The 13096-nt window shown below is 40.4% G+C and carries 9 protein-coding genes; 4 read left to right on the forward strand and 5 right to left on the reverse strand.

Annotated features, from left to right (window positions below; genetic code table 11):
• Positions 1–158 precede the first annotated feature (158 nt).
• Complete coding sequence (efp, locus tag FTT71_RS01055) at positions 159–728, reverse strand: elongation factor P (protein ID WP_004971615.1); 570 nt, start codon at positions 726–728, stop codon at positions 159–161.
• 312 nt (positions 729–1040) lie between these two features.
• Here efp and epmB point away from each other — a divergent pair, with 312 nt between their 5' ends.
• The 3 genes from epmB to FTT71_RS01070 are packed head-to-tail and all read left to right on the forward strand — an operon-like array spanning position 1041 to position 5922.
• Positions 1041–2057, forward strand: coding sequence for an EF-P beta-lysylation protein EpmB (gene epmB, locus FTT71_RS01060; protein WP_096901068.1), 1017 nt, complete (start codon positions 1041–1043; stop codon positions 2055–2057).
• A gap of 14 nt (positions 2058–2071) precedes the next feature.
• Positions 2072–3817, forward strand: a complete 1746-nt coding sequence (locus tag FTT71_RS01065; protein ID WP_096901069.1) for a GTPase — start codon at positions 2072–2074, stop codon at positions 3815–3817.
• On the forward strand, positions 3799–5922 hold the full coding sequence (locus FTT71_RS01070) for an EAL domain-containing protein (protein WP_154320867.1): 2124 nt from the start codon (positions 3799–3801) through the stop codon (positions 5920–5922). The genes FTT71_RS01065 and FTT71_RS01070 overlap by 19 nt, the downstream gene beginning before the upstream one ends.
• 86 nt (positions 5923–6008) lie before the next feature.
• Here the strand turns inward: FTT71_RS01070 and rpmE are convergent, their stop codons facing one another.
• The 4 genes from rpmE to FTT71_RS01090 all read right to left on the reverse strand — a co-directional run bounded on the left by rpmE (position 6009) and on the right by FTT71_RS01090 (position 10200).
• Positions 6009–6233, reverse strand: coding sequence for a 50S ribosomal protein L31 (gene rpmE, locus FTT71_RS01075; RefSeq protein WP_004971624.1), 225 nt, complete (start codon positions 6231–6233; stop codon positions 6009–6011).
• A 203-nt stretch (positions 6234–6436) separates the two neighbouring features.
• On the reverse strand, positions 6437–7435 hold the full coding sequence (locus FTT71_RS01080; protein ID WP_171525018.1) for a bile acid:sodium symporter family protein: 999 nt from the start codon (positions 7433–7435) through the stop codon (positions 6437–6439).
• 163 nt (positions 7436–7598) lie between these two features.
• The gene (gene gloA, locus FTT71_RS01085; protein ID WP_213064880.1) at positions 7599–8000 is read right to left on the reverse strand and encodes a lactoylglutathione lyase; all 402 of its coding nucleotides are present in this window, start codon (positions 7998–8000) and stop codon (positions 7599–7601) included.
• 1 nt (position 8001) lies between these two features.
• Positions 8002–10200, reverse strand: a complete 2199-nt coding sequence (locus FTT71_RS01090) for an MFS transporter (protein ID WP_096901072.1) — start codon at positions 10198–10200, stop codon at positions 8002–8004.
• Positions 10201–10394: 194 nt separating this feature from the next.
• Between FTT71_RS01090 and FTT71_RS01095 the strand changes: the two genes are divergently transcribed.
• Positions 10395–13088, forward strand: a complete 2694-nt coding sequence (locus FTT71_RS01095; RefSeq protein ID WP_180160659.1) for an ATP-binding protein — start codon at positions 10395–10397, stop codon at positions 13086–13088.
• Positions 13089–13096: the final 8 nt, after the last annotated feature.

Genomic DNA, 13096 nt, shown 5'->3' on the forward strand with positions numbered 1-13096 from the left:
TGCCCTTACATCCATAGTGTGCGCTACCGTACACTTAAATGGAGCACCAACAGTTTCCTATACTTTTCACCTATTCTTTTACCACATAATCAAATCAACAAAAAAGGGCGATGACGCGAATCATCCCCCTCTTTTACTTATGATTTATCAATAAATCATTATGCGCGTTCTAGGTATTCACCTGTACGTGTATCTACACGAACGCTTTCTTCTTGCTGTACGAATAAAGGAACACGTACCACTGCACCTGTTTCTAATTTCGCTGGTTTACCGCCACCACCAGAAGTATCGCCACGTACACCCGGATCAGTTTCGACAATTTTTAATACCACGAAGTTTGGTGCGTTTACAGTTAAAGGCACACCGTTAAACAACATAATGGTACATTTTTCGTTTGAATCATCTTTTAACCATTTTGCAGCATCGCCCATTGCGGTTTTGTCAGCAGCAATTTGCTCAAAAGATACAGGATCCATGAAGTTCCACATTTCGCCATCGTTGTAGAGGTATTCCATTTCTACTTCTACAATGTCAGCTGCTTCTAGTGAATCACCAGACTTAAATGTTTTTTCTAAAACTTTACCAGAACGAAGGTTACGAAGTTTTACGCGGTTAAACGCTTGACCTTTACCTGGCTTTACATATTCATTTTCCATGATTGAACATGGGTTACCATCAAGCATAACCTTAAGGCCTGACTTGAAATCATTCGTAGAATAATAGGCCATGACTGGCACACTCCAAACTGACTAACTTAACTATTTATGTTACAAAGCAAATGACCAACGCAGCTTTGCGATGCTCGCCATCTTGCAACATCTTTTTTCATCGGACGTATTGTAAATGAGCAAGCCATAACGAAGCAATGAAAATCCACTACCGATCACCTCAAGATATCAGTAAAATCAGCTGTTTTGTAATGATTCTGATTCAAAGCGATTAATCATTCGCGGCATTCACGCTCAATGAACAAAGAATTCATCTACGCTAAATAGATGTGTACTTGGTTCCTTTCACCTCATATTTAAATCTTTTCTGGCATGATCAACTACCTGTACCAAGAACAAAACTGGCAATCTCAACTCAGTGACTTGATCACCGACCCACGCGAATTGTTAAATATTTTAGAGCTGTCTGAACAGCAGTTGCTGTCAGGTGCTTTACTGGCATCCAATCAGTTTAAATTGCGTATCCCGCGTGCATTTGTGGCCAAAATGCAAAAAGGCAATCCACTCGATCCTTTACTGTTACAGGTTCTGCCGCATCATTTAGAACTGGAAGATCATCCTGGATTTGTGACCGACCCTTTGGGTGAGGAACAAGCCAATCAACAACCTGGAGTCTTACACAAATATAAATCACGCTTTTTGCTGACCTTGACTGGTGCTTGCGCAGTACATTGTCGTTATTGTTTCCGCAGGCACTTTCCTTATCAGGAAAATCTGCCAAAAACTGAAGACTGGGACAATATCCGTAATTACATTGAAAGTCAGCCCGATATTAATGAAGTGATTTTAAGTGGTGGCGACCCGCTCACTTTGTCAAATCGTAAATTAAATATCTGGATTGAGCGATTGGCGTCTATTCCGCAAATAAAATTTTTGAGAATTCATTCACGAGTTCCGATTGTTATTCCCAACCGTGTCGATGAATCGCTGATTTCCTTACTAAAAAATAGTAGGCTGCGTATTATTCTAGTGGTACACTCGAACCACGCATCAGAATTAGATGACTTTACCTGTTCGCAACTTGCCAAGTTAGTCGAACAAAACATCACCGTTCTGAATCAAGCAGTCTTATTAAATGGGGTCAATAATTCTGCTCAGGTCTTGGTCGATTTAAGCTATCGTCTTTTTGATGCAGGGGTGATGCCTTACTATTTACACGTGTTAGATAAAGTAAAAGGAGCGCATCATTTTGATTTAATGCCGCAAGACATTGATCACATCTATAAAGAGCTTTTAGCGAACTTACCCGGCTATTTAGTTCCTAAACTCGTTAGGGAAATTGCGGGCGAAAAAAACAAGACACCGCTTTTTGGGGTTTCAACTTATTGAGTTAAATAACAATCATGAATATGAATACTTCAGATCTTTTTCTAGTTCCCAGCGAACTAAAGCTGGAGCAATTGAGTTTTTGTCAAAATACGGTTAAAAGCATTCAGGCATGGGCAGCGGATTTATCCATTTTACAATTGGGTGATTCTTCCCAAGCTCTATTTAATGCACTTTTAGAAATTTCAGAACTGAAATGTCAGGAAACATTACGTTTTGACTTAATTCAAGCTATTCATCCGACACTTGAAAATGTGCTTACCAGTCTGGAAAAGCATTTTTTCAACCAGGCTTTGATTAGTAATGACCGCAACGATCATATTATTGAACTCGCGCTGTTATTACGCAGTCATTTCGCCAAAGTCTATATTAATATTTCCCGACGTAGCCACCAACAACTCACCCAACAAAAATTTTCTTTATTTGCCTTTAATTTAAAAAAGAACTTACAAACTGCACGAGTTCTATCTAGCTATTATGCTTTACAACAATTAGCTCTACTGCGCTATCAACAACACATGCTTTATAGCCACGCCTTGCCAAATCAGTGGTTAATTGCACACCAACTTTTAGATACAGCCATTCAACAACATTATTATTTAAATAATATTAATCAGTTACAAGGCACACAACATCAACTGATTAATATTGCTCAAGCCTATGCACAGCTGATTTTATTGGAAATTTTCAATACCCATCAAATTCGACCTGCAGAAATTCAAGGCTTATATCTCTGTAGCTTTGATTGGGCAAAACTGATTCAAGTTTTACCCAAAGAAACGACGCTTTCACGTTATGTGGTCGATGCAAGCAAAGATCATCCACCTATTTACAATACGCACCAAAGCCAAGGTTTTCATGCCAATATTTTTATTGCAACTCAACCCCTACTCGATCATTTAAATGAAGCTCAAGGTCGTAAAGGTGAACATTTATCACGCAATGAAAAGCTATTCTTAACCCCTGCTTTGCATTTCCACTTGCACAATATTTTGACCAATACAGCAGAACGTGTGCATGAGCGTTATGAATATTCGGCACGGATTAAAATTTGCTTTGGTTTGACTGTGGCACATTTTTATCTGTCTAATGGTAAAAACTTCAATGAAACGCTGGCTTTGGGCGATAACTACCAATTCCAGAATGAAAGCCAGTTTATCAATGCCATGCATACCAACTCTACGGTAGATATTAGCGCTGTTAAAACCTTAGACCGTGAAGCCAAACAAATTTACAATGCCGATGTTTTAGATATTAGTGTCAATGGCTATCGTATTAAATGGACGGGTGAAACACCGAAAAACCTTAAAACAGGTGAATTTATTCTGGTTCAGGAAAATAGCCAAAGTCCGTGGCGTGGTGGTGTCATTCGCTGGATTAAACAATCTGCTGAAAAAAGCTTAGAACTTGGCTTGGAAATTTTAACCCAAGATATTTACCCTTGTGCTGTTTTTGTTAAAACAGATCGGCATACAGGACATTATCATCCAGCATTATTGGTACAAAGTACGCAGGTCAATGAAGTCAATACCTCATTGATTTTGCCAAGTCTGCAATTATTACGTGACAAACAAACCGTACAGCTACGTTTAGGTGAAGAAGAACTAAAAGTGTTCTTAATTAAGCCGTTATTGATTACCCAAAGCTTTATGCGCTTTGATTTTGAGTTGTTGAATGACCAACAACAGCCTTTACTTGATGGTTTTATTCAGAAACAAGTGAATGAAGTTAAAAATCACGATTTATGGGAAGCATTAAAGTGAGAAATCCATTATTGTCTAAAAAGCTCAAACGTACCGAAACACGTTTACTCATAATCGATGACAACCAAATACGTTTTAATCAAATTTGTGAACAACTCACTGCAAATGAGCACCGTGTTCAGGCTTATCTATTAGATGACATTAAAAACTTTGAAAAACAATTACATTTAACTTGGGATTTGGTGATCTTTGGTCGTGCTTATGACCTAAAAGTCGATCAGGCACTCACTTTAATTCGTGCATCACAGCAACCAAATTTACCGCTACTTTTGCTCAAACCAGACGATTACGATGCCACGCAATACACCAGTTATGTGCGCAAAGGCATCTATGACATTATCAATTTAGATTACCCCGAACGCTTCTATTTTGGCTTAATTCGCGCACTGTCTTTTAGTCGCTTACAGCAGTCACAAGAACAACTTATGACTGAACTGGAAAATGCGCAATCACAAGCTCAGGCGTTGGTCGAAGACAGTAGCAAAGCAGTAGCCATTATTCAGGAAGGAATTCATGCACAAGCCAATGCTGAATATTTACAGCTATTTGGTTTAAAAAGTGAAGATGACCTTATTGGCTTGCCATTATTGGATTTATTGCAACCGCAAGATATTACAGATTTTAAATTCCGCTTTAAGAAAGTCAGTCAAGGACAATTTGAACACGGCCGTTTTGATATTCATAGCCAAAACCCGCTATTAGCAAAACAAAACCCACTCAAAATTGAATTTATTGGAGCAGCTGACGACGCCATACAAATCACCATAGATATTGAAAATACGGCGCAAAATACATCCCCTGCTCAAACGACAGCAGACAAAGCAGCGGCAAAACCAAGCACATACCAATTGGTAAATCGCACTTTAGCCAAACAGCCTTCTAGTGCCAATGCTTTGGTGGTATTTTCTTTGGCGAACTGTCCTGAATCAATTTTCCAAGCCGACTGGCAAACCACAAAAAATTACTTTACCAACATTCAAAATTTTTTAAAAGAACAGACCAATGTACCATTATTTAATGTGAGTAATGGTTTAGTGGTTGGTTTGTTCCAAGCAGAATCGCCTGCAATTTTAGAATCGAAACTGATTGGCTTAAATTCACTCACGAAACCGCAATTACTTACGGTAGATCAACATACTTACCCACTTAATTTGCGTATTGGTTATGTGCCATTCACTCCAGACATTCAAAATGAAAGCAGTTTTGAGCAACTGATTAGCCAAGGTTTTGCCAACGCATTACCACAACAGCAAGAACAACATAACTCAGGTTTAACCTTAGACTTGTCCTTTGGTGAATCTAACTTAAATGTAATTGAATCTGCTGCAGCTGTACCACAATCGTATAGTGAATCTGCGATTATTGCAGCGATACGTCAAAGTCTTGATCGTGGTGAAATTCATCTGAAGTATCAACAACTTTATGATAAGCAAGACACCAATTTATATACCTATGAAGTAACTAGTGGCTTTATTTTCAATAGTGAATGGAAATCACTGACAGGCTTAATAGATTTGGCTGAAGACCCAGAATTATCCATTAAACTGGATCGTTGGATTTTGGTCGAAGCTTGTAAACAATTGCACAACTTCATCACCCAATATCCTGAAGCGAAGCTGATTATCAATTTAAACAAATTTGTTTTATTACAAGACCGCAGCTTCCCTGAGTTTGTGTCTAAACTGATAACGATTATTGGTAGCCGCCTCAGCCATCCATTAATTTTGCAATTCTCTGAAGAAGACATCAGCCAAAACTTAGGTGATGCGCAGAAACAAATCAGTTTATTACGTCAGCACGGCGCTGAAATTTCTCTGCGTGATTTTGGTCATTCGATTTATAGTGAATCTATCTTGAAACAAGTCGATATTCACTACTTGACCTTGCACAGTGCACTGACTGAAAAACTGGCTGCTGATGACTCGACGCAAGAATTACAGGAACAATTGAGCATTTATAGTGAAATTAAACCTGTAGAAGTGCTATTGCGTGACTTAAATGATATGAACCTGTTTGCGAATGCGTGGAATGTCGATGCGCGCTTTATTCAGGGTGATTATTTCCAGAAAAAACTCGATCATTTAATTGATGTGCAAGACCAATAAGGTCTTGTGCATTAGGGTCTATTTGTAGACCCTAAAATTTAAGGCACAAAAAAACGGGCAATTGCCCGTTTTTTTCGTACTGGATATTAACGTTTGATAGAACGTGACATACCAGCAAAACGTTGTTTGAACTTGTCGATACGACCGCCAGTGTCAACGTTCTTTTGCTTACCAGTGTAGAACGGGTGGCATGCAGAACATACGTCAAGATAAAGAGTTTCTTTACCAACTGCTGAACGAGTTTCGATTACGTTACCGCAAGAACAAGTTGCAACTAATTTTTCATATTTTGGGTGAATATCGGCGCGCATCGTCGATTACTCCTAAGATTTAAGAAGGCTTAAGCTGTCATCGCAATTGGTCACTCTCATTAAAAAAATGAGGACATGCTTTAAAAGCAGACCAACACCACAACAGACCATTCTTTTGGCCCACCGAGACGGATACCGTCAGAGCTAAGCACAACAAGTTGGGCAATATTATACGGAATAAAATATTTTAAAGCTAATTATTCTTAGGAATTTAATTCCTGAGGTTCAGTCGAATCAGGCTGCTTTTCGAGATAATTGGCTATCACACCGCACACCATCAACTGAATTTGATGGAAAATCATGATCGGTAAAACAATCATCCCCAACGGCTGCCCAATAAATAAAATTTGCGCCATCGGTACACCACTGGCTAAGGTTTTTTTGGAGCTACAAAAAAATGCGGCAATTTGGTCTTCACGTGCAAAACCCAACCATTGCGGCACAACCCACGCCAACCACATCACAAGGGTCAATAACACGGAACAAGCAATAATCAACAGCAATAAAGTCATACCACTAACTTGATGCCACAATCCTGCTACCACTGCCCCACTAAATGCACCATAAACCACCATCAAAATCGAACCCTGATCAAATACCTTGACCAGCTTTGGTAATTTCAACATCTGAGGAAAAACATAAGGACGTAATAACTGCCCCAAAATAAATGGCACCAATAACAATAAAGTAATTTGAATAATCGAATTTGTCGGGTCAAAACCGTGTTCAGACTGCCCTAAAATAAAGATGCCTACTAAAACTGGAGTAATAAACATCCCAATTAAATTAGAGAATGACGCACTGCAGACTGCGCTGGCAACATTGCCTTTTGCCACTGACGTAAAGGCAATTGAAGATTGCACGGTTGAAGGCAAAAAGCACATGAACAAAAAGCCCCAATACAGCTCCTGCCCAAGCATTGGCACTAAAATTGGCTTTGCCAGCAAACCTAAAATTGGGAATAACGCAAAGGTAAAAGTAAATACCAACGCATGCAATTTCCAATGCATCATGCCCTGAATGACAGCTTCACGTGATAATTTCGCCCCATGCAAAAAGAATAAGATTGCAATGGCAACTGTCGTAATCACACTAAAAATTTCGGCTGCTTGCCCTGACACAGGCACGACACTGGCGAGGATGACCATCACAAACAAAAGAATGGTAAAGCGATCCAATGCCAATAACTTCAACATAAACACATCCTGTATATTCTTTTTACTGTTCTAAAAAAGCCCAGTAATTTTTACCTTTTGATAAAGATATATTACTGGGCGATGTTCAATATTTTCAAAATGAATACTGAACAACATTCAGTTTATTGCGCCATAAAGGTTTGGTTTTTACTGCTTCACTGATGAAGACTTAGTTATTACGTGCGTTCTGATCTTGCTGAATCAATTCAACTTTATAACCATCTGGGTCTTCAACAAAAGCAATGACAGTCACGCCACCTTTCATTGGCCCTGCTTCACGTACCACATTGCCACCACGCGCTTTAATTTCTTCACATGCTTTGTAGGCATCTTCTACCGCAATTGCGATATGACCATAGCCATTGCCCAAATCATAGCTGTCTGTATCCCAGTTATGCGTCAACTCTAAAACGGTGTGATTTTCTTCATCGCCATAGCCTACAAAAGCAAGGGTAAAACGACCTTCTTCATAATCACGCTTACGCAGCAAAGTCATGCCTAAAACTTCTGTATAAAATTTTAATGATTGCTCTAAATTACCTACACGTAACATGGTATGCAGCATGCGCATGTCATTCATCCTTTTGTTCAATCGGTTTTGCTTGTATGTGTTGATGGTCACGTAACAATTTCGCCACCCACACCACTAAAATTAAAATAGGGATTCCAATTAATGTGGTCATGAGGAAAAAGTTTGGATAACCAATATTGGTCACTATAGTACCTGAATAACCACCTAAAATCTTAGGAGTCAAGGTCATGAGTGAGCTAAAAATTGCATATTGCACAGCAGTAAATGACACACTGGTTAAACTGGATAAAAATGCGATAAAAGCCGCGCCCGCTAAACCTGAAGCCAAGTTATCGACAATAATCGCAAAATATAACCATGCTGTGCTATATGGCTTAATCACCTTGCCCTGAATTTCAACCATATTGTTTGAAGATGATTGAACGATCGGCAAAGGTTGTATATCTACATCCAAAGCATTGCCTTCATGTGTGTTTAAATCGACCTGATAGGTTTGGCTGTGTTGTTGTACAGTTTGCTGTCCATTTAATAATACAGCTTGCAGTTGTTTACTTGGTGAGTCTGCCAAAAGCTGCCCTGCAATCGCTGCCGTAAAAATTCCTTGTGCATCTAGTTTTGCATCAAAATTTTGACCATCTAGCTGCAGTACAATTTTTTGCTGTTCGGTTAAGGCAGGCCCTGCATATTGCCCACGTACGACAATACTGTTGCTGGCTTCATTTTCGCTAATACGATTATCCGAAGTCAGTGGTAAAAACTGGAGTTGTGCAGTTTCAATCTCAGTTTGGTGCAAATACGGCATCGACACTAAACGTGACGGCGTATCGCCCGTTTGGTATTGCGCACGTACCTGAATTTCATCCTGTGTTGCTAAAACCTGACTAGGCACAGCCACTTTCCAATATCCAACTTCATCGGCCTGGGTTTGATATTGTTGCTGCCCCACAGAAACTTGCACATCGCTCAGTTGCTGTCCTGACTTCACCAGACCAATAAAAATAAGATTGGTGGATGATGCCAACACCGCGCCAACAAACATTAATTTCATAATGTTCATACGCTGTGCCAGTAAACCGCCCAAGAAGCCACCCACTAAACTGAAAATGACCCCATAAACCTTAACCGCTTCGGCAATTTGTTCTTTGCTAAAGTTCAAATCCTGATAGAACACATTGGAAATTACACCTGCAATAATGTCTGAAACTCGATAAAAACCAATCAAGAGTAATAACACCAGTGCCAGTTTCATGCCGTAGCGTTTAAAGAAATCTGCAACAGGATGCACCCATGTTTCAAATGCCATCTGTTTATTGACTGCGCCCAATTTGACCAAAATTGTGCCCATGCCTACAGCAGCCGCACCCGATGCAATAAAACGTAAAGCTTCTATAGAAAATAATAAAAATGCATCTTTGAGTTGGAATTGTTGTTTTAAGGCTTCGGTAAAATTACCCGAAAAGACGTAGCACAATACAAAACTGAATACCGCAACAAAAAACACCGTAACCAGACGAAAATAGTCGCGTCGTTGATAATGTTTGCTGACCCGATTCACTTGCGGTTCACGAATCACCAAAGTCGTGATAATGCCAATCAGCATCACCGCAGCCATCGCCAAATAAGTAATTTTCCATGCACTATAAATATAGTTGCCTTTAGCAGTACCTAAAGATGCAGCCAAAAATAAAGCACCTGCCCCTGCAACAATCATCCCAATGCGATAGCCCGCGTTATAAGTCGATGCCAACACGGTTTGCATTTGAGTTTCAGCCAATTCGATACGGTAAGCATCAATCACAATGTCTTGCGTGGCTGCAGAAAAGCCTAGTAATACTGCACCCAATGCCATTTGATATAAATGTGCCTGCCCCAAAGCTGGGTCAGAAAATGCCATGACTGCAATTGCACAGACTATTAAACATTGAGCAATGAGCAGCCATGCCCGACGTCGCCCTAGTTTTTTGGTTAAATAGGGTACGGGTAATTCATCAATTAATGGTGCCCAGACAAATTTAAAGGAATAACCCAAGGCAGCCCAACTAAAGAAAGTGACCGCACTTTTGTCAATGCCTGCTTCGCCCAACCACAAAGATAGACTGGAAAAAATCAGTAAAATTGGAATACCTGCAGAGAAGCCCAAAAACAGCATGATCAGCGCACGACGGTCTAAAAATGCCGTAAATGCAGCTTTCCACCCTGTATTTTGTGCTGAAGTTTGCCCAGTCTGTTGTGTGGTCATTCGATTATTATTTTCTATCAAGTCAAATTGTTGTTATTCAATCGCGGAATAGCTTCTGTTTCAACAGTATTTATGAAATTATCCACAACAGCCTTGTCATTTTGTAGTAAAAATTACGGCTTAGCTTGAATTTTCCGCTTAAACCTGTATACCTTTAAACTTCTAACTGCAATATTTCGTTTTGGATTTCTACAGTGACCCAAAGACTTGATCAAATCACCCCATCAATGACAACCAACACAACAACAGCAGCGCAAGATGAACAACAACCGCTTCTCAGCTCTGCCTTTGAACAAAGCGAAATACAAACGACTTTAGAAAATACACGACTCAAAGCAACACAACTAACCCATATTCCAAATTACGATAACATTCCCGCTTCGACCCGACGCATTAAACCGCTGAATAATTTTTTAGGACAAGATCGGGCACGCGCTTCGGTGGAAGCAGGTATTTCCCTGCCATATTCTGGCTACAATATTTTTGCAGTGGGTACGGCGGGATTGGGCAAACGTACCATGGTCAAGCGTTTGCTGCAGCAACATGCCAAGAGCATGCCCACACCGAATGACTGGGTTTATGTCAATAATTTCAAACACCCGCGCCAACCGATTGCCTTGCAACTGCCTGCAGGTCAAGCGCCTAAATTTCAAAGTTTGTTACATCAAACTTGGCAAACTATTTTAAAGCAACTCGAACGTCGCTTTACCGCAGAAACCTATCACAACCGCATTGAAATGATTCGTCAGCAAGCGGGTGATGAACAGCAACAAGCCTTAATTGAGCTGACCAGTGAAGGTGAAGAACTCGATTTAAAACTGATTGCGCAGGAAGATGAACATTGCTTTGTACCCGTGCATCTGAAAAATGACAAAATGCAGGAAATGTCTAAGGAAGATATTAACGCCTTGGACAGCAAAACCCGTGCAGAAATTGCGTCCAATATTCGTTATATGAATAAAAAACTGGAGCGTTTGGGTTTGCATTTAGGCGATTTAGAAGATGACGCACGTGACAAAGTACAAGACCTGAACCGTGATATTGCCAAACAAGTGGTAATGCCACGCATTGATATTATTCACAATAAATATCCTAGTGTCGAAGGTTTGACTGAATATTTACAATACTATGCCGAAGATATTATTAATAATGTCGAGTTTGTTTTAGAACAGGAAGAAGATGATTTCCGTCCTGGCACCTTTAGCCGTATTCCTGCGCGCTACCAAGCCAATATTATTGTGACGCACAAACCCAACAGCGGTGTACCTGTTATTTTTGAAGATTTTCCAACCCATTACAATTTATTGGGGCATGTAGAACAACTCACGCAAAACGGCACCATTACCACTGACTTCACCTTAATTCGTGCAGGTAGCTTACATAAAGCCAATGGCGGCTTTTTGATGCTCGAAGCAGAGCAGTTACTGGAACAGCCTTATGCATGGCAAGGACTGAAACGCGCTTTAAAATCGGGGCAATTGAAACTTTCATCTTTGGAACACATGCTAACTTTAACAGGCAGCATTTCAATTGAACCACAAGCCATTCCACTAAATATTAAAGTGATTTTACTGGCAGAGCCTGAAATTTATTATGAAATTTTAGAGCTAGAACCCGAACTTGGCAGCGTGTTTAAAATCCGTGCCGACTTTACCGATACATTACAACGTAATGACGAAAACGAGCAGGCATATATGCAGCTGATTGCCGACTATGTGCAATCTGACAAATTATTACCATTTGACCGTTCTGCTTTGGCAGCTTTACTTACTGACTCAAGTCGTCAAGCTGAAGATCAAAGCTCACTCTCCTTACATGCCCTCACCTTGGGGGATTTAATTCGTGAATCGCATCACCATGCGGCACAGGCGGGCGATAAAACGGTTTCCGAACAGCATATCAATACCGCACTGGATCATCGCAAATATCGCTTAGGCTATTTAAGAGAACTGTACTGGCAAGATTTATCACGCGGTACGCAGTTAATAGAAACTCGCGGACATCGTTTAGGGCAAATTAATGCCCTGTCGGTCATTCACTATGCCGATGTCGAGTTTGGCTTACCTTCGCGCTTAACCGCCTCAGTCTATCAAGGCGGCGGCGATATTTTAGATATTGAACGCAGTGTTGAACTTGGCGGTTCTTTACATGCCAAAGGCGTGTTGTTGATGGCCAGTTTCCTCAAAGCACATTTTGGCCGTGAGCAAATTTTACATTTTTCTGCTGCCCTTGCCTTTGAGCAAAGTTATGGTCAGGTTGATGGTGACAGTGCAACAGTGGCAGAGCTTTCTGCTTTGATTTCTGCAATCAGCCAACTACCTATTGACCAATCTTGGGCCATTACAGGCTCCATGAACCAACTCGGTCAAGTACAGCCAATTGGTGGCGTGAATGCAAAAATTGAAGGTTTCTTTGATGCCTGCAAACTGCAAGGTTTAACTGGCAAGCAAGGCGTGATTATTCCACGTCAAAATATGCAGCACCTTATGTTGCGTAAAGATGTGATTGAAGCGGTAGAACAAGGTCAGTTCCACATTCACGCCATTGATACCATTGACCAAGCCTTAGAAATTTTAATGGCGCGTCCTGTGGGTAAACTCACTAAAAAAGGACGTTACAGTAAAGGTTCAATTTACGCTGCAGTGATGGAACAACTTGAGTATTGGCAAGCCATTGAAGATGGTGCTGAAATTGAAGAAGAGCCAAAGAAAAAGAAAAAGTCCAAGAAAGAAAAGGACAAAAAAGACCCAGAGAAAAAGGACAAAGCGCAAAAAGCCAAGAAAAAACAGAAATCGGCTGAACCATCTGATGCGGCAACTTCTGATGAAGTCACTGCTGAGTCGGCTGAAACTGCTGAACTTGCAACTGAAAGTACTACGGTAAACTAAGTGCAGTG

It is taken from the genome of Acinetobacter sp. YH01004, from assembly GCF_013420455.1.
Classification (GTDB): Bacteria; Pseudomonadota; Gammaproteobacteria; order Pseudomonadales; family Moraxellaceae; genus Acinetobacter; species Acinetobacter towneri.

What these genes read in the sequence shown, in the direction of transcription:
- efp (WP_004971615.1), bottom strand. Translation starts at nt 728, where the DNA reads ATGGCCTATTATTCTACGAATGATTTCAAGTCAGGCCTTAAGGTTATG.
- epmB (WP_096901068.1), top strand. Translation starts at nt 1,041, where the DNA reads ATGATCAACTACCTGTACCAAGAACAAAACTGGCAATCTCAACTCAGT.
- FTT71_RS01065 (WP_096901069.1), top strand. Translation starts at nt 2,072, where the DNA reads ATGAATATGAATACTTCAGATCTTTTTCTAGTTCCCAGCGAACTAAAG.
- FTT71_RS01070 (WP_154320867.1), top strand. Translation starts at nt 3,799, where the DNA reads ATGGGAAGCATTAAAGTGAGAAATCCATTATTGTCTAAAAAGCTCAAA.
- rpmE (WP_004971624.1), bottom strand. Translation starts at nt 6,233, where the DNA reads ATGCGCGCCGATATTCACCCAAAATATGAAAAATTAGTTGCAACTTGT.
- gloA (WP_213064880.1), bottom strand. Translation starts at nt 8,000, where the DNA reads ATGCGCATGCTGCATACCATGTTACGTGTAGGTAATTTAGAGCAATCA.
- FTT71_RS01090 (WP_096901072.1), bottom strand. Translation starts at nt 10,200, where the DNA reads ATGACCACACAACAGACTGGGCAAACTTCAGCACAAAATACAGGGTGG.